We start from the raw sequence: 18,889 nt of genomic DNA, 5'->3' as shown, positions 1-18,889 counted from the left end.
GCGTGCGCGACGCCCTCGTTCGCGCGCGCCCGTCGCGCGCCGACCCCCCACGTGACCGTCCCCCAGTCCTGTCTGCGCCGGATCACCCCCGTGCCCGCGCGCGCCTGATTATGGCACGAACGGCGCGCGGGGGCTCGCATCGACGCGATGGGTCCCTCCGGCCGGCGGACATGCGAGGCTGATCCCATGCGAATCGCCCTCACCGGATCCAGCGGAAAACTCGGCACCGTCGTCGCTCGCGAGCTGCGGGCCGCGGGCCACGACGTCATCGGGATGGATGTCGCGGGGACCCGCGCCCCCGGCTTCCTCCAGGTCGACCTCACCGACTACGGCCAGGTCGTCGACGCGTTCGCCGGGCTCGGCGACCGTGGGGACGGCGTGGACGCGGTCGTCCACCTCGGGGCGATCCCCGCGCCGGGCCTGCGGAGCGAGGTCGCGACGTTCCACAACAACATGACCGCCACGTTCAACGTGTTCTGGGCGGCGGTGCGGCTCGGCATCCGTCGCATCGTGTACGCCTCGAGCGAGACGGTTCTCGGTCTGCCCTTCGACGTCCCCCCGCCCTATGTCCCCGTCGACGAGGAGTACGCGCCGCGGCCGGAGAGCGTCTACTCGCTCGTGAAGACGCTCGAGGAGCGGATGGCCGACGAGCTCGTCCGCTGGCACCCCGACCTGTCGATCACGGCCCTGCGCTTCTCGAACGTCATGGTCCCCGAGGACTACGCCGCCTTCCCGTCCTTCGACGCGGATGCCGACATCCGGAAGTGGAACCTCTGGGGCTACATCGACGCCCGCGACGGCGCGCAGGCGGTCGAGCGGGCGCTCACGTCGGCGCCGGTGGGCTTCGACACGTTCATCATCGCGGCGGCGGACACCGTCATGACCCGCCCGAACGGCGAGCTGTTGGACGAGGTCTTCCCCGACGTCCCGCGCCGGGGCGAGGTGGGGACGAACGAGACCCTGCTCTCGATCGACAAGGCGCGTCGCCTGCTGGGCTACGCACCGCAGCACTCATGGCGCGACGAGGTCTGAGACTCCCAGCGCACCGCCGAGCCACGTGAGGGCTTCGCGACGGAACGCGACGGATGCCGGGGCCTCGGGGAAGAGCGTGTCGAAACCGTGCGGAGCTCCGGGCACGACGCGCAGCTGCGCATCCACCCCTGCGGCGCGCAGGCGTCGGGCGTAGGCGGCGTCCTCGTCGTGGAAGAGGTCGATGTCGCCGACGCCGATCCACGCCGGAGGGAGCTCCGCGAGGTCGCCGCGCTGAGCGGGGACGGCGTACGGCGGGGGGCACGCGAGGGCCTCGCCGAGGTAGGACTCCCAGCCGAACCGGTTGGAGGTGTTGTTCCAGACGGGATGGGCGACGGCATCCACCGTGCGATCCGCGGCCGTCCGCGCGTCCAGCATGGGCGCGATCAGCAGCTGTGCGGCCGGCACGATCCCGCCCTCGTCCCGGAGACGCTGCGTGAGGGCCGCGGCGAGTCCGCCCCCGCGCTCACGCCGCCCAGGGCGATCCGCGACGGGTCGAGGTCGCGGGCCCGCGACGTGGCGACGGTGCGCGTCCAGACCGCGTGCACGTCATCGAGCGCTGCCGGGAACGGATGCCGCGGCGCGAGCCGGTAGCCGGCCGAGACGACGGTGATCCGCAGGGTCGCCGCGACGAGCGCGCAGAACCGGTCGTCCTGGCGGGGCGACCCGGTGACGAGCCCGCCGCCGTGGATCCACACGAGGGCCGCGGACGACCGCCGCGTGTGCGGACGGTAGAGCCGGTACTGCACGCCGGCCTCGCGCACCGCACGGACGGATACCGCCCGCGCGAGCGCCGGCGGCACCCGGCTCGGCACCCGGCCGAGGATCCAGCGGACCGGCCGCTTGCGTACGTCGAGTGCGCGCGCCGTGGCGACGCCGTGGAAGGAGGGGTCTATCCGCGCGTCGTCCACGGTCCGGGCGAGCCCGGGCCGCCTAGGCGCGACGGTGGACGGCGACCACCGGGCAGTCGAAGGGGTCGCGGGCGGCGAGGCCGACGCGGTTGAGGTAGTCGATCACGATCGCGTACGAGCGCAGCAGGGTCGTCTCGGTGTACGGCACGTCGAGGGTGCGGCACTGCTCGATGACGATCTCGCGGGCCTTGGCGAGGTGCGGGCGCGGCATGTTCGGGAACAGGTGGTGCTCGATCTGGTAGTTGAGCCCGCCCATGAGCCACGTGGCCCACCAGCCGCCGGCGATGTTCCGGGAGGTGCGCACCTGCTTGGAGAAGAAGTCGAGCTTCGCGTCGGGGGCGATCACGGCCATGCCCTTGTGGTTCGGGGCGAAGGAGGCTCCCATGTACACGCCGAAGACCGCGAGCTGCACGCCCAGGAAGGCGAAGGCCATGCCGAGCGGGAGGAGGAAGAAGATCGGCACCACGAAGACGGCGAAGCGGAGGAGGAGGAGGGTGATCTCGGCCGCACGGTTCTTCACCGGTCCGCGCCCGAAGACATGGCCGAACGCGATGGCGTGGAGGTTCAGGCCCTCGAGCGTCAGGAGGGGGAAGAACAGCCAGCCCTGGCGCCGGGTGATCGCCCGGCGGAGACCCCGCGCGGACGCGGCATCCTCGTCGAGGAACGAGATCGTGTCGATCTCGATGTCGGGGTCCTTGCCGACGCGGTTCGGGTTGGCGTGGTGACGGGTGTGCTTCGTGGTCCACCACGAGTAGCTCATGCCGACGACGCCGTTGCCGAGGAGACGGGCGAGACGGTCGTTCGCGGGCCCGGACGCGAGGATCTGCTTGTGCGCGGCCTCGTGCGAGAGGAACGCCACCTGCGTGTACAGGATGCCGAGGGCGGCGGCGATGAGCAGCGTGAACCAGCTGTCCCCGAGGAGGAGGAGACCGGCGACGCAGGCGGCGAAGCCGAGGGCGACGAGGGTGCCGGTGAAGGCGTAGAACCAGGGGGTGCGGCGCAGGAGGCCGCTTTCGCGCACGACCTGCGACACGTCGGTGAACGCGCGGGTCAGCTGCGGGAAGTCTTCGGTGCGGGAGTACGTCTGACGGACAGGTCCGAGCCTGGGCTCGAGGACGGTGGCGACGATGAGAGCACCTGCTCTTTCGATCGGGACCCGGGGGGCCGGAAGCCAAAGGCGGGCGCCGATCGCTGTGTGGCCCACTGTATGCCGGGTGCTATACGCGGCCCGGCATACAGTGGACCGCCGACCGGAGGTCATCCGGTCGGCGGGGAGGATCAGAGAGGCCGGATGTTCGCGGCCTGCATGCCCTTGGGCCCGCGCTCCGCGTCGAACTCGACCTTCTGGTCTTCGCGCAGCTCCTTGAAGCCGGAGGTGGCGATCGCGCTGTAGTGCGCGAACAGGTCGGCGGAGCCGTCATCGGGAGCGATGAAGCCGTAGCCCTTTTCGGAGTTGAACCATTTCACGGTGCCAGTGGCCATCGTGTCTTTCCTTTTTCTTTTTGTGCAAGCCGCGTATGCGACCATGGACGCCGTTCCGACGGATCGGGACGGACGAGGTGGGATCCGAGACCGTCGAGCGAGCGACGTGATCCGGATGAGGACGGCGGTGATGCCGCGTGATGCGGCCCGGACTCCGCAGCTCCGCCGTGAGCGCAGAGGGTTCGGCGACGATGGAACCCCGAGAGCCGGGGTCGGGCCAGGCTAGCATGCGGACGTCACCGTTCGCGCATCAGGCTCCGTCGGTAGGCGGCGGGAGTCGTTCCGCACCGTCGCCGGAACAGCGCGTAGAACTGACTCGACGACCCGAATCCCGATCTCGACGCGATGTCGGCGACGGAGGCGTCGGTCGACAGGAGCAGGTGCTGGGCGCGCGCGATGCGCCCTTGGGTGATGTACTCGCCGATGGTGACGCCCATCGCGGCGCGGAAGACCTCCATCGCATAGCGGGGGTGCAGGTGAGCCTGTGCGGCGACGTCGGCGACCCCGACGTCGTCGCCCGCGTGCAGGGAGATCCACGCGGCCATGGCCGCCACTTCCGGTCGGAGCCCGGACGACGCGGGTGCGATGGCGGGCGCGGATGCGGCGCCGGCGTGCGCGATCCGCCGCACCAGCGCTTCGATCTCCAGCGTCGCGGCGTCGCGCAGGGGGCTCGTCCCCCGCACCTCGTCCTGCCAGTGGGCCACGCCGTCAACGAGCGCCATCCCGGGGCCTTCGGGCACGAGCACGATCTCGCCGGCGAAGAGGCGGGTGAGGAATTCCGCCGGCAGCGACCAGGCGCGCACCTGCACCAGCGGCGCGGTCAGCCACGTCACGGGAAGGTCACCGGTTCCCCGGACGAGTTGGTGCGGGCGGGCGGCCCAGAAGACGGCGAGGGTCCCCGCGGGGATGACCGCCGCACGTCCGTCGATGAGGTACTCGAGATCGACCGGCGCGAGGTTGATCTCGACGTCGTCGTGCGCGTGGGCGATCTGCATACGGGGCGCCGCCCCGTGCCAGCAGGCGAGGCCGAAGGACGCGGCGTGCGCACCGCCGGAACTGATCATCCCGGACAATCTACCGACTAAAACGGCAGAAATCCCGATATCGCAGTCCTAGCGTGAAAGCGTCCCTTCACTTTTCAGGAGAAAGCATGTCGATCACCACCCCCCTCGCGCCCGCGGCGACGCCTCCCTCCGCGCGCATCGAAGCCCGCGACTACCACCTCACCGCCGAGGAGATCGCGCAGTTCGACCGAGACGGCTACCTCGTCCTCAAGGGGCGCATCCCCGCGCCGCTGCTCGAGCGCCTCCGGGATGCCGCCGACCGTTGGATTGCGGAAGGCCACGCGCGCGGGCCGGCTGACGACAGCGCCGTCGACTACCAGTGGGCGATGCGCGGTGGGGCTCAGCGCCTGTTCCGCATCGACTACCTGCACTCCAAGGGCGAGGACGCCTCACTCGAGCTGCTCGGCAGCCCCGCGGTCCTCGGAATCGCCGAGAGTCTCGCGGGGGCGAACTTCGTGCCCACCTACGAGTCGATGGTGTTCAAAGACACCGGCGACGGCGCGGCGATCGATTGGCACCAGGATGCCGTCCACCCGCGGACGCACCGCATCTTCAACGTCGACGTGTACCTCGACGCCTCGCGGATCGGGGAGGGCGCCCTCCGCGTGGCGCCGGGATCGCACCTCGCCCCCGTGGACGTCTGCCAGCTCCAGGAGGAGTACGGCTGGGACGCCCCCGGGGTCATCCAGGTCGAGCTCGAGCCCGGCGACGTCCTCGTCCACGACGTGATGGTGGTCCACGGATCCGAAGCCGTCACCGGCAACCGCCTGCGTCGCACCATCTACTACGAATTCCGCGCAGCGGAGCAGATCTTCGCGGAGGGACCGTGGGACGCCGAGTGGGTCGATCGTCGACTCCGCCTGCTCCCCGTGGCCCTCACGCGTCACGACGAGGGGATGCCGGATGCCGAGTGGTTCGTCTGGAACGCCGACGAGCGCCTGCGTCCGGTGACGCGAGGCGACGCGGAGGACGAGCTGCGCATCGCCCACGGCGTGCACTCGCCGGGTTCCTACTGCAGCGCGGGCAGCGTTCCCTTCCGCGCGGACGAGGACGCGTCGGACGCGTCCGCCTGACCCTTCCCCCTTCGGTCGTCGCCTTCTGCGGGTCGCGTGCGCGCGCACCCGCAGAAGGCGACGATCGAACTGTTCCCGGGGAGGTCCGCTCAGACGGCCCGGACGTGGAGGACGATGGCGTTCCCGGGAGCGAGGAGCGGCATCGGGAGAACGCCTTCCGCGAGCATCGCCCCGGTGAGGACGACGCCGTCGGCGAGCCACGGCGGCGGCGCGTCCTGCACCGCGCGGGGCTCCGCGCCGAGGTCGAGCACCTGCACGCGGTAGCGCCGCTCGGGCACCAGGCCCGGCAGTCGTGCCGCCGGCGGGAGCGCGGCATCCGTCGTCCCGAGCACGACGTAGGCGAACAGCGCCTCCTGCCCCTCCGCGTCGACGACGCCGTGCTGGAGGACCGCGTCATCGACGTCGTCGACGCGCATGACGCGCCCCCCGTGCAGCAGCGCCCGATGGTGGCGGTACACCTCGGTCCATGCCGTCAGCGCATCGAGATCAGCATCCGCGAGCCGGGAGATGTCCGACTCGATCCCGGCGTGCAGGAACAGCGCGGTGGCCAGGCGGAACGCCATCGTGGCGGTCCGGCCGGTCGTGTGCGCGCGTTCATCGCCGACGTGCGAGCCGAGGAGCTCCGGCGGGATCAGGATGCCGGTCCACCGCTGGATCCGCTGCCGCTCGAGCGGGTCGTTGGTGTCGCTCGTCCAGAAGCGGTCGGTGCGGCGCAGGATGCCGAGGTCGATGCGGGCGCCTCCCGACGCGCACGACTCGATCTCGACGTCGGGGTGCGCGGCGCGAAGCGCATCGAGCAGGCGGTAGAGCGCGGACACCTGCGCGCGGGAGTCGGCCACGAGCAGATCGCGGTTGTGATCCCATTTGAGGCTCGCGATGGGGTACTCCCGCAGCAGCGTGTCGAGCTTCGCGAAGACGCACTCCCACGCATCGGGGTGGGACAGATCGAGCACCTGCTGGAACCGCCACGAGACCGAGTCGGCGGGAGTCAGCAGCCACTCGGGATGCCGTCGGGCGAGGTCGGAGTCGGCGTTGACCATCTCCGGTTCGACCCACAGGCCGAACTGCATGCCGGCGTCGTGGACGCGGGCGACGAGCGGGGTGAGTCCGTCGGGCCACGCACGGGGGTCGACGTCCCAGTCGCCGAGGGCGCGGCGGTCGTCGGTGCGTCCGGTGAACCATCCGTCGTCGAGGACGAGGCGCTCCATCCCCACGCGATGCGCCGCGTCGACGAGGGGCGCGAGGCGCTCGAGGGAGTGATCGAAGTAGACCGCCTCCCAGGTGTTGAGGGTGAGGGGACGCGGACCGCGCGGCGTCACCCACCCCCGGATCCAGGGGTGCAGACGAGCCGAGAGCCCGTCGAGCCCGTCGTCGGACCAGACCGCCACGACCGTGGGCGCGTCGTAGGTCTCACCCGGTGCGAGCGCGAGGTGCTCGAGCCGCTCCCCCGCACCGATGACGCTCGCGCCCATCTCGGATCTCTCGAACCACGACACGGTGTCGCCGCTCCACGCCACGTGGGTCGCCCATACCTCCCCGTGGCCGAAGCCGAAGCCCGGTGTGCCAACGACGCTGAGCATCGCGGCATCGTGGCCGCCGCGGCCGTGCCGCGACTCCCGCAGCCAGGTGCCGAATCCGGGGGTCAGGCGCTGCGGCGCGCGCTCGCCCGCCCACCGTCCGGCGAAGTCGAGGACCTCGCGCGCCCGGTCCGGGACCGGCAGGACGACGGATGCCGCGCGCAGCGTCGTCGGTGCATCCGAGACGTTGCGCACGCGCTGGTCGACCTCGAGCACCCCCTGCGGGCTGAGCGCGAAGCGGAGGCGCACCTCGTGAGCGCCGACGGCGACGACCGTGTCGATGACGCCGCCGCCCGCGAGAGCACCGGCATCCGCCGGCTCGGCACCCGTCGCCTCGGTCGTCGTCGCGACGTGCCGCGCGGGGCCGGGGGCGGGATGGGCGTCGAGCCCCGGTCGCCCCGACCATCCGTCGGGAAGGGTGGGCACGACGCCGACGCGGAGCGGACGGTCGATGGAGCTGGGGGTGACGGCGGGGATGACGGTGTCGGCGAGGGCACGCAGATCGTCCTGGTCCAGGGGGCCGAGATCTCGACCCCAGTGGACCAGGACGGGTGCCCCCGCGCCGCGGGCGTCGAGTACGAGACTCGCGCCCGCGGCACGGAGGAGATGGATCACGCCGGGATCACTCCGCGACGGGGATCGACTGCGCTTCGAGCGCGGCGATCGTCGACGCCTGCGCGTCGGCGAGGGCATCGGCGAGGGTTCCGGAGCCCGAGACGGCGGCCTTGAAGCCGTCCGAGACGTCCGCGTACACCTGCGTCATGGTCGGTCCCCACACGAAGTTCGGGTTGACCTGGCTGCCGATCTCGGCGAACAGCTGGTAGATCGGCTGGTCGCCGTAGAAGGCCACGCCCTCCTGGAGCGCCGGCAGGTTGACGCCGTCCTTCGTGGCGGGGAAGATCTGGGCCGTGGTGTTCAGCGAGGTCAGCGCCTCGTCCGAGGTGTTGAGCCACAGGGCGAACTTCGCCGCTTCGTAGGGGTGCTCGGTGCCGTTGAAGACCGCGATCGAAGAACCGCCCCAGTTGCCGGCGGCGTTGCCCCCGGCTTCCCACTGCGGGCTCTCGGCCACCGACCAGTTGCCGGCCGTGTCGGGCGCGCCGCTGGCGATGGAGTTGGCACCCCATACCGCGGAGTTCCAGGTCCAGACCTCGCCGGAGTTGTAGGCGTTGTTCCACTCGTCGGTCCATGCCGGGTAGGTCGAGACCAGGTCGTTCTCGAGCAGGTCCTGCCAGTAGTCGGCGACCGTGGTCGAGACGTCGTCGGTCAGCTCCACCGTCCACGCCTCGCCGTCGTTGGCGAACCACTGACCCTCGGCCTGCCAGACGAATCCGGCGAACTGGTTGATGTCGGTCTGCGAGAAGTTGGTGATGTAGCCGCCGAGCTCGCGGATCTGGACCGCCGCCTCGCGGTACTCCTCCCACGTGGTGGGAACGGGGATCCCGTTCTGCTCGAACAGGTCGCTGCGGTAGAACAGGCCCATGGGACCGGAGTCCTGCGGGATGCCGTAGACCTCGTCTTCGGTGCCGAGGGTCACCTGCCCCCAGGTCCAGTCGATGAACTCGTCCTGTGCCGCCATGACCTCTTCGCACGCGCCGAGGTCGACCAGACCGTCCTGCACGCGGAAGTTCGGCAGGGCGTCGTACTCGATCTGACCGAGGTCGGGGGCGTTGCCGGCCTCGAGCTGGTTGAAGAAGTTCTGGTAGGTGCCGGCGTTGCCGGACGGACCGGTCTGGACCTCGACCTGGATGTCGGGGTTGGCGTCGTTCCACATCGCCACGGCATCCTCGATGCCGGGGATCCAGGACGTGAAGCTCAGGGTGACGTCTTCGCCGGCGGGCTCGCAGGCTGCGGCATCCCCGCCGCTGTCTCCTCCGGACGCCGAGCATCCCGCCATGACGAGGGCGCCCGCGGTGAGCAGGGCGACACCGACCGCTCTCTTCGTGTGCTGCATGATTCCTTCTCTCGGTTGGCCGCCGGCGACGCCGACGGGGTGTGTTCTCACTTCAGGGCGCCCGAGCCGAGGCCCGACCGCCAGTAGCGCTGAAGCAAGAGGAACGTGACGATGAGGGGCACGATCGACAGCAGCGACCCGACGAGCACGAAAGTGCGCAGTTCGGGGAACTGGTTGATCGTGGAGTTCCAGGCGTAGAGCCCGTAGGTGACGGGGAACAGCTCTTCGCTGCGCAGCATGATCAGCGGCAGGAAGAAGTTGTTCCAGATCGAGACGAACTGGAAGAGGAACACCGTCACCAGCGCCGGGAACATGAGGCGGATCGAGACGGTGAAGAACGTCCGCACCTCCCCTGCGCCGTCCAGGCGGCTGGCCTCGAGAAGTTCGTCGGGAACGGATGCCTCGGCGAAGACCCGCGAGAGGTACACGCCGAAGGGGCTGACGATGCTCGGCAGGAGCACCGCCCACAGGGTGTTCGTCAGCTGCACCTGGCTGAACAGGAGGAACAGCGGAAGCGCCAGGGCGGTCGCCGGGACCAGCACGCCGCCGAGCACCGTGTTGAAGATCGCCTCGCGGCCCGGGAATTTGTACTTCGCCAGCGCGTAGCCGCACATCGCGGCGATGACGGTCGCGATCACGCCGCCGAGGCCCGCGTACAGCGCGCTGTTGAGCAGCCAGCGTCCGTAGACGCCGTCGCGGTAGGCGAAGAGGGCGCCGATGTTCTCGATGAGCTGAAAGTCGGCGAACCACAGGGGGTTGGTGCTGAATAGGTCGCCGCGACTCTTGGTCGAGGCCACCACGAGCCACCACAGGGGAACCAGGAAGTACAGCGTGAACACCGACATGACGACCATGGCGCCGGCGCGGGAGAGGATGCTCTCGCGCGGACCGGATGCCGCGACCCGCGGACGCCCGCGGCCGGTGGTGATCGCTCGGGTGGCGGATGTCGTCGCGCTCATGACTGGGTCCCCCGTCGGCTCAGGCGCAGGAAGGTGAAGGAGAGGACGAAGGTCGCCAGGGCCAGGACGACCGAGAAGGCCGCGGCGAGCGAGACGTTGGGCACCGCGCTGGTCGCGTAGATCGTCATGTTGGGGGTGTACGTGCTCGTCACCGCCGAGCTGAAGGCGCGGAACGTCTGCGGTTCAGCGAGGAGCTGCAGCGTGCCGATGATCGACAGCACGCCCGTGAGGACCAGCGCGGGCCGAACGAGCGGGATCTTGATCGACCAGGCGATCCGCGCCTGCCCGGCACCGTCCAGACGGGCGGCCTCGTAGATGTCGGTGGGGATCGCGAGGAGCGTCGAGTAGATGATCAGCATGTTGTAGCCGACGAAGACCCACGTGACGACGTTGGCGATCGACCAGAGCACCAGGTCGGCCGAGAGGAAGTCGACGCGCGAGGTGACCTCGCTGAACGGCGACAGATTCGGCGAGTAGAGGAACCCCCACATGATCGCCGCGATGACGCCGGGGACGGCGTAGGGGACGAAGAACGCGAGGCGGAAGAAGCGGCGTCCCTTGAGCAGCGGCGAGTCGAGCAGCAGCGCGAACAGGAGGGCGAGGCCCAGCATGACGGGGACCTGGACGACGCCGAAGAGCAGGACGCGGCCGACCGAGGTCCAGAACGCCGTGTTCTGGAACACCAGGGCGTACTGGGCGAGGCCGCCGAAGACCTGGCGGGCCTCCCCGAAGGTGCCCTCGCGCTCGATCACGAGGGTCGACTGCCACATCGCGTACCCGATCGGGATGAGGTAGAAGAGCAGGAACAGGATGATGAACGGCGCCGTGAAGGCGACGATCGCGCCCTTGTGCGGGACGTGGCGTCGACGCGGACGCTCGGGCGGCGTCGACGCGGGGCGCCGATCCACCGCGACGGATGCGGTCATGAGACGGTCTCCTCTCGGACGACGCGCGCGGTGCCGGCCGGCACGACGAGGGCGTCCTCGATCGTGGTGGCGGTGACGATCTCGTGGCCGCGCACGTCGACGGTCACGGGGTGGGCGGAGGGGTTGATCACGAAGAGGTACGACGCGTCGTCACCGCGGCGGCGGACGAGGTCCACGACGCCGGCGGGTGCATCGGTGGTCGCGGCCGGCGCGACTCCCGCGGCATCCGCGGCCTCGGCGAGGACCGCCCGCAGCGCCGCCGGATCGAGCAGCGTCGCGACGTAGTACGCCGTCCCCTCGCCCCATGCGTTGCGGGTGAGGGCTGCGGAGCCCGCGGCGGGGCCGTCGGCGAAGGCCGCGAGGGCGGTGGCGGTCGTGGGGCGCAGACGCTCGGACCACAGCGTCGCGCGCGATCCGTCGGTGAGGGCGAGGTCGACGCCGGTCGCGACCGGCGCGAACTCCTCGACGTGGACGCCGAGCATCTCGCGGAAGGGGCCGGTGTACCCGCCCGCCCACACGCGGTCTTCCTCGTCGACGATGCCGCTGGAGAAGGTGACGACGGCGGTGCCGCCGGCGGCGACCCAGTCGGTGAGGACGGCGGCCTCGGCGGCGCGGACGAGGTGCAGGCCCGGCACGACGACGAGCCGATACGCCGACAGGTCCGCGCCGGGCCGCACGACATCGACGGTGAGGCCGAGGGCGTGCAGGGCCGCATAGGTCGCGTGCACCTGGTCGAGGTATCCGAGGGAGTGCGAGGGGCGGCACTCCGTGTCGGCGGCCCACCACGACTCCCAGGAGAAGACCATCGCGACGTCGGCGACGACCCGGGACCCGGCGACCTCGCGCAGGTCCTCGACGATGCGACCGAGCTCGACGACCTCGCGCCACAGCGCGCTGTCCGTTCCGGCGTGCGGGAGCATCGCCGAGTGGAACTTCTCCGCGCCCTGCACGGAAGCCCTCCACTGGAAGAAGCAGACGGCGTCCGCGCCGCGGGCGACGTGGGTGAGGGAGTTGCGGACGAGCTGTCCGGGCTCCTTGGCGAGGTTGAGCGGCTGCCAGTTGACGGCGCCGGTGGAGTGCTCCATGAGCATCCACGGCGCACCCTCGGCGAGCCCGCGCGAGAGGTCCGCGGCGAAGGCGAGCTCGCTGACCGGGTCGCCCAGTCGGTGGTCGAGGTAGTGGTCGTTGGCGATGACGTCCATCTCGGCCGCCCACGTCCAGTAGTCCATGTTCTCGATGTGCGCGGTGACCATGAAGTTGGTCGTGACGGGCACGTCGCTGAGGCGCCGGAGGACCTCCGCCTCGGCGCGATACTGCGCGCGGACGGCGTCCGAGCTGAAGCGGTGGAAGTCGAGCAGCTGCCCCGGGTTCCGCGCGGACAGTGCCGCGCGCGGGGGCAGGATCTCGTCCCACTCCCCGTAGGTCTGGCTCCAGAACGCCGTGCCCCACGCGCGGTTGAGGGTCTCGATGTCGCCGTACCGATCGGCGAGCCACACGCGGAACGCGGCGGCACTGTCGTCGCAGTAGCAGAGGGCGTTGTGGCAGCCGAGCTCGTTCGAGACGTGCCACAGGGTGACGGCCGGGTGGGCCCCGTACCGCTCGGCGACCGCTTCGACCAGACGCAGCGACGCCGCGCGGTAGGCCGGGGAGCTCGGGCACCACGCCTGTCGGCCGCCGGGGTAGCGCCGCGTGCCGTCCTCGGCCATCGGCAGGATCTCCGGGTGCCGCGTGGTCAGCCACGCCGGCGTCGAGGCGGTGCCGGTGCCGAGGTTCACCGCGATGCCGGCCGCGTGGAGGCGCCCGAGGATGTCGTCGAGCGCCTCGAACGCGAACTGCCCCGGACGCGGCTCGATGTGCGACCAGCCGAAGATGTTCAGCGCGACGAGGTCGACGCCGGCTTCGCGCATCAGGCGGATGTCCTCATCCCAGACGTCGCGGTCCCACTGCTCGGGGTTGTAGTCGCAGCCGAACGCGATGCCGTCGTGGACGAAGGCGGGACGGGACATGTTCTCCTCAGATCTGTGAACGTGCACAGATCTGAGCGTTTCCTCCACGCTGAGGTCTGTGAACGTGAACAGAGTGCCACAGCCGAAAAACCCTGTCAAGACGGGGATGGACCGTTGTGCGCGTTCACAATACGATGAGGGGTCATGGAAACCACCACGGAGCGGCGCCGTCGCGCCACCGTCAAAGACGTCGCCCTCGAGGCGGGGGTCTCGCGCGGCACCGTGAGTCGGGTGCTCAACGGCCAGCCGTACGTGTCCGATGAGGCCCGCGAGGCGATCGAGGCGGCGATCGCGAAGGTGGGCTTCGTCCCGAACCGCGCCGCGCGCAGCCTCGTCGTGCAGAGCTCGCAGGCGATCGGTCTGATCGTGCACGAGCCCCACTCGCTCTTCGTCGAGGACCCCAACATCGCCTCGATCCTCCTCGGCGCCAACGCGGCACTGTCGGAGGAGGACTACCAGCTGTCGTTCCTCATCGCCGACACGTCGCGCGACGTCGAGCGCCTGGCACGGTACCTCAGCGGTGGCCTCATCGACGGGGTCATCATCGTCTCCGCACGCGTGGGCGACCCCATCACCCGCGCCGTCCGCGACTTGGGCCTGCCCGCCGCATTCGTGGGCCACCCGCGCGACATCGGGGACGCGCCCTACGTCGCGATCGACAACCGCGGCGCCGCCCGCGAGATCACCCGCCGGCTCGCCGACACCGGACGCACGAGGATCGGGATGATCGCCGCCGCACTCGACCGCGACTCGGGGGCGGATCGCCTCGCCGGGTTCGTCGACGCCCTCGGCGCGGACTTCGACCCGCAGCGCGTCGAGAGCGTTCCGCTCTACTCCGTCGCCGACGGCCGCGAGGGCATGCGTCGCCTCCTCGAACGGATGCCGGACATCGACGGCGTCTTCGCCTCGAGCGACGCGGTCGCCGCGGGTGCCCTCGAAGCGCTCCGGGAGGCCGGCCGCCGCGTGCCGGAGGACGTCGGGATCGTCGGTTTCGACGACAGCTCGTGGGCTCTGCGGTGCGACCCGCCGCTGTCGACGATCCACCAGCCCGCCGGCGAGCTCGGGCGCGCCGCGGCGAAGGCGGTCCTCGCGCAGCTGCGAGGCGAGCGGATCGAGGCGCCGATCATGCTCGATTGCCCCGTCGTCTGGCGCGAATCCGCCTGAGGACCGCCGTCGCTCCGGGTGAGTCAGTGCAGGGACGCGTCGGCGTCCGTCACCCGCCAGGCGTGGAGGGGTACGCGCAGGCCCGCGCGCGTCGGACCGCACACCATCGGCCCCGCCCCGACCGCGCCGGGGTCGGCGGGGAGGAACGGCAGCACCCGCACGAGACGCAGCGGCTCGCCCGTCGGTGCCGCGCGGACGGTGAGGGCATCGCCCGTCCAGCTCACCCGCACGGTGATGCGCCGACCCGTCCAGTCCGGAACGGGGGCGATCGACCAGTCCGAGCGGATGTCGGTGACCACGGCGCCGACGCCGGGCACACCGTCGGCGAACTCCACGCCCGCCTTGATCCAGTGCTCGTCCCCGGCCCGGACGAAGATGCCCGCCTGGTCGAACTCGCCGGAGAACGCCGCGGTGAACTCGACCTCCACGGCCGTGTCGATCGCGAACGGGGCGAGGAGCGCGTGCTCGGTGTCGTGAACGAACCCGTAGGAGGTGTGCCGCCAGGCGTCACTCCCCTCCACCGCGGTGACGACGAGGTCGCCCCCGGTCTCCTCCACCGCGGCGGGCTCGTGCGTCCAGGCCCCCTCGCTCCACGCGCGGTTCACCGGGCGCTCTCCGGCACCGTCCGCACGATCGTCGCCGAGACCGCGGGAAGGCGCAGGCCCGCCTCGATCACCGCGGTGGCGGGGTCGGTGGCCAGGAGCACGTCGGCCGCGGCGTCCGTCTCCACCGTCACGTCGGCCTCGGACAGGTTGACCCACACCGTGACGGCGCCGCGGTCGAGTCGATACACGCGTCCACCCGCGACCTCGCGCTGACCGGCATCCGGCCACGCCGGGTCGGTGAGCTCGGGCACCTCGCGGCGGAGCCGTGCAAGCTCGCGGTAGAGCGACAGCAGCCGCGCATGCCGCCCACCGGTCGCCTCCTCCCACTTCAGCGTCGATCGCGTGAAGGTCTCGGGATCCTGCGGATCCGGGACGACGGATTCGTCCCAGCCCATCTCGGCGAACTCGGCGATGCGGCCCTTCGCGGTGGCCTCGCCGAGCTCCGGCTCGGGGTGGGAGGTGAAGAACTGCCACGGCGTGGACGCCGCCCACTCCTCGCCCTGGAACAGCATCGGCGTCCCCGGCGCGGTGAGCGTCAGAACCGCGGCGATCGCGAGCCGGTCGTCGTCGAGGTTCTGCGACAGACGGTCGCCCGTCGCGCGGTTGCCGATCTGGTCGTGATCCTGCGCGAAGGTCACCAGGCGCCACGCGGGCACCTCGGCGGGGATCGGCGTGCCGTGATCGCGCTTCCGGAAGGACGAGTAGGTGCCGTCGTGGTAGAAGCCGCGGCTCCACACCTTCGGCAGCGCCTCCGGGTCGGCGAAGTCCTCGTAGTAGCCCACGGTCTCGCCGCTGACGGCGACGTGGACGGCGTGGTGCCAGTCGTCGCTCCACTGCGCGGTCAGCCCGTATCCGCCGGCCTCCCGCGGCAGGATGAGGGTCGGGTCGTTCATGTCGGACTCGGCGATGAGCGTGAGCGGGCGGCCAAGGTGCGCCGACAGGGCGTCGGTGCGGCGGGCGAGCTCGGCCAGGATGTGCTCCTCGCGCTCGTCGAGGAGAGCGTGGACCGCGTCCAGTCGCAGCCCGTCGACGTGCATGTCGCGCATCCACATCAGGGCGTTCTCGACGATGTACGACCGGACCGCGTCCTCGTCGAGATTGACCGAGTCCCCCCACGTGTTGCGGCTGCCCTCGCGCAGGTACGGGCCGAACTCGGGCAGATAGTTCCCGCTCGGGCCGAGGTGGTTGTAGACGACGTCCTGGATCACCGCGAAGCCGGCGGCGTGCGCCGCGTCGACGAAGCGCTGGTAGGCGGCGGGTCCGCCGTACGGCTCGTGGACGGCGTACCAGAGCACCCCGTCGTACCCCCAGTTGTGCACGCCGTTGACGCCGTTGACCGGGAGGAGCTCGATGTGGGTGACGCCGATGTCGCGCAGATGCGGGAATTTCGCGATCGCCGCGTCCAGGGTGCCCTCGGGGGTGAAGGTGCCGATGTGCAGCTCGTAGATGAGCCCACCCGCGAGCTGGCGGCCGGTCCAGGCGGCATCCGTCCAGGTGTGCCGCGCGAGATCGACGTGAGCGGATGCCGCGTGCACGCCGTCGGGCTGACGACGCGAACGCGGGTCGGGGCGGAGGTCGTCGCCGTCGCCGAGGACGAAGCCGTACCGCTCCCCGTCGGCGAGCGCGACATCGGCCCGCCACCACCCGTCGGCGGCGGCGTCGAGCTCGAGGTCGACGCCGGGGGCGCCGTCCGTTCCGATCCGGCGCAGGCGCACCCGGGAGGCGTGCGGAGCCCACAGGTCAACGGTCATCGGTCATCGTCCTCTCGGATGAGCAGAGCCACGGGGTAATCGGCGAACAGGTCTGTCACGGCGATCTCGCCCGCGGTGAATCGGCGCCCGGTGAACGCGTCGACGGCGGGGACCGGGCGGCGGAGCAGCACAGTGTCGCCCCATCCGCCGCGGGCGGCGAGGGTCACGGGCAGCCGGGTCGCGGCGACGACGGCGCCGCCGCGGTCCGCCGCGACGAGGTGGTCGGCCGCGGCTCCGACCGCGGTCATCGGCGTGTACCGATCGAACAGCTCGGGCCGGTCGCGACGCAGTCGCAGCGTCCGGGACGTCATGAGGAGCTTGGCGGCTCCCGTCTCGTCGATCGGCGGCACCTGACCCGCGGGCGCGGCGTCGAGGTCGGCGAGCATGCGGGCGCGCAGGTCGAAGTCGACCGGACGTCGGTTGTCGGGGTCGACGAGGGAGGTCTCCCACAGCTCCGACCCCTGGTACACGTCCGGGACGCCGGGACCGGCGAGTTGCAGCAGCTTCTGCGAGAGGCTGTTCACCCAGCCGGGGGCGGCGATCTCGTCGACGAACGCCTGAACCTCGGAGGCACCCGAGCCGGTCGCGGCGTCGATGACGGCGTGCATCCGCTTCTCGAAGTCGGCATCCGGATCCCACCACCCGGTGGCTTCGGCGGCCTCGCGCGCCGCCTTCTCGGCGTAGGCGTGGAGGCGCTCGGCCGAAGCCGGCCACGCGCCGATGATCGCCTGCCAGAGGAGGGCGTCGAAGGGCCCGTGCCCCGTCGAACCGATGCGCTGGAACGCGGCGAGCTGATCCGCCCAGCGGTCGGGCATCTCGGCGAGGACGCTGAGGCGAGCCCGCACGTCCTCGCCCCGCTTGGTGTCGTGGGTCGACAGCGTCGTCATCGCGTGCGGCCACGCGGCGAGCCGCGCCGCCTGGGCGGCGTGGAACTCCGCGACCGACAGCGAGAACTGCGAGGGGTCGCCGCCCACCTCGGTGAGCGGGCCGAGCCGGGTATGCCGATAGAACGCGGTGTCTTCGACGCCCTTGGCCATGACGGGCCCGGTCGTCTGCTGGAAGCGCCGCGCGACCTCGTTCGCCGGATCGGCCAGGAGCGGCACGAGGGCGTCGATGGTGTCGGCGAGGTCGGGGCGGCGCGCGCGGCTCTCCGCGGCGGCCGCGTCGAGGTGCTCGCGGCCGGCGGGGAGGTAGGACCGGTACACCGGGAAGCAGGCCAGGAGTTCGGCGAGCGCGTCCTGCACCGTCTGCTCCGCCCCCGCACGCACGTCGTCGGGGAGGAGCCGGATGAGGCGGCGGATCTCGGCGACCTGGATCGTGTCGGCGATCATCCGCTTGGTGTCGTGGATGAGGTCGTGCCAGGCGAGCGGAGCGGGCAGGCCGCTGTCGGCGCGCAGGCGCGCATCGAGCGCGTCCAGGCCCGCCTCTCCCGACGGATCGATCAGGACCCGTCCGATCTCGGCGAGCGCGTCGTATCCGGTCGTCCCGTCGGTGGCCCACCACGCGGGCAGGGTCTCGCCGTGCTCGAGGATCTTCTCCACCAGCACGTACGCGTCGCCGGTCTCGGCGGCGAGGCGATCGAGGTAGGCGCCCGGGTCGGCGAGGCCGTCCGGGTGGTCCACGCGCAGACCGTCCGCGAGACCCTCGCGCGTCCAGCGCAGGATCTCGGTGTGGGTCGCGTCGAACACCGCGGGATCCTCGATGCGGACTCCGGCGAGGGTGGTCACCGCGAAGAAGCGCCGGTAGTTGAGCTCCGCCGCCTCCCGGCGCCAGAACATCAGCTCGTAGTTCTGCCGGGCGAGCACGGCGCGGATCGTGTCGGCATCCGTCAGCTCGGCGTCCTCCACCGCGTCCAGCGAACCGGGCGCGAGCGGGAAGACGTTCTCGTAGTAGCGCAGGAGTCCGTCGGGCGCATCCTCCGCGGGGGTCCGATCGAGCGCGAGTTCTCCGGCGGCGAGGACCTCGTCGAGGGGACCGCCGAGGGCGGGCAGGCGCACGCGCCCGCCGCTCAGGCGCGGATCCACGTCGAAAGCGGCCGCGTGCGGCGACTCCACCCCCCGGCGGAGCACATCCCACCACCACGCGTTCTCGCGCGGGGCGGAGACCCCCATGTGGTTCGGGACGATGTCGATCAGGATGCCGAGCCCGGCCTCCCGCGCCGCGGCGGCGAACCGGTCGAGACCCGCCGCCCCGCCGCGCGCCGGATCGATCGCCGTCGTGTCGACGACGTCGTAGCCGTGGTCCGAGCCGTCCGTCGCCGCCAGCAGCGGCGACAGATACGCCCACGACGCACCGAGGTCGCTGAGGTACCGCGCGCGGCGCGCCGCGGCATCCAGGTCGAAGGAGGCGCGGATCTGCAGTCGGTACGTGGAGACAGGCTCGCGCCTCATG

Annotated in this window: 14 protein-coding genes and 1 pseudogene; 3 read left to right on the top strand and 12 right to left on the bottom strand. The window is 71.3% G+C overall.

What is annotated here, in order from left to right; all coding sequences use genetic code 11:
- Positions 1 to 186 precede the first annotated feature (186 nt).
- Positions 187 to 1,032 carry an NAD(P)-dependent oxidoreductase gene (locus tag AB0O93_RS00645; RefSeq protein WP_363339540.1) on the top strand — a complete coding sequence of 282 codons (846 nt, stop codon included), beginning with the start codon at positions 187 to 189 and terminating at the stop codon, positions 1,030 to 1,032.
- Here AB0O93_RS00645 and AB0O93_RS00640 read toward each other — a convergent pair.
- The 4 genes and pseudogenes from AB0O93_RS00640 to AB0O93_RS00625 all read right to left on the bottom strand — a co-directional run bounded on the left by AB0O93_RS00640 (position 1,012) and on the right by AB0O93_RS00625 (position 4,486).
- Positions 1,012 to 1,778, bottom strand: a pseudogene (locus tag AB0O93_RS00640) (alpha/beta hydrolase). The gene AB0O93_RS00645 and the pseudogene AB0O93_RS00640 overlap by 21 nt on opposite strands.
- Positions 1,779 to 1,962: 184 nt before the next feature.
- Positions 1,963 to 3,090, bottom strand: a complete 1,128-nt coding sequence (locus tag AB0O93_RS00635) for an acyl-CoA desaturase (protein ID WP_363340956.1) — start codon at positions 3,088 to 3,090, stop codon at positions 1,963 to 1,965.
- A gap of 128 nt (positions 3,091 to 3,218) precedes the next feature.
- Complete coding sequence (locus AB0O93_RS00630; protein ID WP_236967305.1) at positions 3,219 to 3,422, bottom strand: cold-shock protein; 204 nt, start codon at positions 3,420 to 3,422, stop codon at positions 3,219 to 3,221.
- A 236-nt stretch (positions 3,423 to 3,658) separates the two neighbouring features.
- A complete protein-coding gene (locus AB0O93_RS00625; protein ID WP_363339538.1) occupies positions 3,659 to 4,486 on the bottom strand; it encodes a helix-turn-helix domain-containing protein in 828 nt (275 codons plus the stop codon).
- An 86-nt stretch (positions 4,487 to 4,572) separates the two neighbouring features.
- On the opposite strand from AB0O93_RS00625, the gene AB0O93_RS00620 reads away from it, so the two are divergent.
- Positions 4,573 to 5,559, top strand: a complete 987-nt coding sequence (locus tag AB0O93_RS00620; RefSeq protein ID WP_363339536.1) for a phytanoyl-CoA dioxygenase family protein — start codon at positions 4,573 to 4,575, stop codon at positions 5,557 to 5,559.
- Positions 5,560 to 5,648: 89 nt separating this feature from the next.
- Here AB0O93_RS00620 and AB0O93_RS00615 read toward each other — a convergent pair whose 3' ends face one another.
- Genes AB0O93_RS00615 through AB0O93_RS00595 form a run of 5 tightly spaced genes read right to left on the bottom strand, consistent with a single transcriptional unit; the run spans position 5,649 to position 12,978 of the window.
- The gene (locus tag AB0O93_RS00615) at positions 5,649 to 7,751 is read right to left on the bottom strand and encodes an alpha-galactosidase (RefSeq protein WP_363339535.1); all 2,103 of its coding nucleotides are present in this window, start codon (positions 7,749 to 7,751) and stop codon (positions 5,649 to 5,651) included.
- A 7-nt stretch (positions 7,752 to 7,758) separates the two neighbouring features.
- Positions 7,759 to 9,087 (bottom strand): sugar ABC transporter substrate-binding protein, encoded by a 1,329-nt coding sequence (locus AB0O93_RS00610; protein ID WP_363339533.1) that lies wholly within the window; start codon positions 9,085 to 9,087, stop codon positions 7,759 to 7,761.
- A gap of 47 nt (positions 9,088 to 9,134) precedes the next feature.
- Positions 9,135 to 10,046 carry a carbohydrate ABC transporter permease gene (locus AB0O93_RS00605; protein WP_363339531.1) on the bottom strand — a complete coding sequence of 304 codons (912 nt, stop codon included), beginning with the start codon at positions 10,044 to 10,046 and terminating at the stop codon, positions 9,135 to 9,137.
- Entirely contained in the window at positions 10,043 to 10,972 is a 930-nt protein-coding gene (locus AB0O93_RS00600; RefSeq protein WP_363339529.1) for a sugar ABC transporter permease, read from the bottom strand. The genes AB0O93_RS00605 and AB0O93_RS00600 overlap by 4 nt, the downstream gene beginning before the upstream one ends.
- Positions 10,969 to 12,978: a beta-galactosidase gene (locus AB0O93_RS00595; protein WP_363339527.1), complete on the bottom strand. Its 2,010-nt coding sequence runs from the start codon at positions 12,976 to 12,978 to the stop codon at positions 10,969 to 10,971. Before AB0O93_RS00595 ends, AB0O93_RS00600 begins: the two co-directional genes overlap by 4 nt.
- A gap of 144 nt (positions 12,979 to 13,122) precedes the next feature.
- On the opposite strand from AB0O93_RS00595, the gene AB0O93_RS00590 reads away from it, so the two are divergent.
- Positions 13,123 to 14,142 (top strand): LacI family DNA-binding transcriptional regulator, encoded by a 1,020-nt coding sequence (locus AB0O93_RS00590; RefSeq protein WP_363339525.1) that lies wholly within the window; start codon positions 13,123 to 13,125, stop codon positions 14,140 to 14,142.
- 23 nt (positions 14,143 to 14,165) lie between these two features.
- On the opposite strand, the gene AB0O93_RS00585 is transcribed toward AB0O93_RS00590, so the two are convergent.
- Genes AB0O93_RS00585 through treY form a run of 3 tightly spaced genes read right to left on the bottom strand, consistent with a single transcriptional unit; the run spans position 14,166 to position 18,888 of the window.
- The gene (locus AB0O93_RS00585) at positions 14,166 to 14,747 is read right to left on the bottom strand and encodes a DUF1349 domain-containing protein (RefSeq protein WP_363339523.1); all 582 of its coding nucleotides are present in this window, start codon (positions 14,745 to 14,747) and stop codon (positions 14,166 to 14,168) included.
- A complete protein-coding gene (treZ, locus tag AB0O93_RS00580; protein ID WP_363339521.1) occupies positions 14,744 to 16,498 on the bottom strand; it encodes a malto-oligosyltrehalose trehalohydrolase in 1,755 nt (584 codons plus the stop codon). Before treZ ends, AB0O93_RS00585 begins: the two co-directional genes overlap by 4 nt.
- Positions 16,495 to 18,888: a malto-oligosyltrehalose synthase gene (gene treY / locus AB0O93_RS00575; protein WP_363339519.1), complete on the bottom strand. Its 2,394-nt coding sequence runs from the start codon at positions 18,886 to 18,888 to the stop codon at positions 16,495 to 16,497. Before treY ends, treZ begins: the two co-directional genes overlap by 4 nt.
- Position 18,889: the final 1 nt, after the last annotated feature.

This window comes from Microbacterium sp. NPDC077184, from assembly GCF_040687055.1.
Lineage (GTDB): Bacteria > Actinomycetota > Actinomycetes > Actinomycetales > Microbacteriaceae > Microbacterium.
Note: the sequence above shows the minus strand (reverse complement) of the source record. Positions and strands in the feature narration are given on the sequence as shown.

Bases quoted from the DNA above. Each gene is read 5' to 3' on its own strand.
- AB0O93_RS00605 (WP_363339531.1), bottom strand. From the start codon at position 10,046: ATGAGCGCGACGACATCCGCCACCCGAGCGATCACCACCGGCCGCGGG.
- AB0O93_RS00620 (WP_363339536.1), top strand. From the start codon at position 4,573: ATGTCGATCACCACCCCCCTCGCGCCCGCGGCGACGCCTCCCTCCGCG.
- AB0O93_RS00645 (WP_363339540.1), top strand. From the start codon at position 187: ATGCGAATCGCCCTCACCGGATCCAGCGGAAAACTCGGCACCGTCGTC.
- treY (WP_363339519.1), bottom strand. From the start codon at position 18,888: ATGAGGCGCGAGCCTGTCTCCACGTACCGACTGCAGATCCGCGCCTCC.
- AB0O93_RS00595 (WP_363339527.1), bottom strand. From the start codon at position 12,978: ATGTCCCGTCCCGCCTTCGTCCACGACGGCATCGCGTTCGGCTGCGAC.
- AB0O93_RS00610 (WP_363339533.1), bottom strand. From the start codon at position 9,087: ATGCAGCACACGAAGAGAGCGGTCGGTGTCGCCCTGCTCACCGCGGGC.
- AB0O93_RS00600 (WP_363339529.1), bottom strand. From the start codon at position 10,972: ATGACCGCATCCGTCGCGGTGGATCGGCGCCCCGCGTCGACGCCGCCC.
- AB0O93_RS00590 (WP_363339525.1), top strand. From the start codon at position 13,123: ATGGAAACCACCACGGAGCGGCGCCGTCGCGCCACCGTCAAAGACGTC.
- AB0O93_RS00625 (WP_363339538.1), bottom strand. From the start codon at position 4,486: ATGATCAGTTCCGGCGGTGCGCACGCCGCGTCCTTCGGCCTCGCCTGC.
- treZ (WP_363339521.1), bottom strand. From the start codon at position 16,498: ATGACCGTTGACCTGTGGGCTCCGCACGCCTCCCGGGTGCGCCTGCGC.
- AB0O93_RS00630 (WP_236967305.1), bottom strand. From the start codon at position 3,422: ATGGCCACTGGCACCGTGAAATGGTTCAACTCCGAAAAGGGCTACGGC.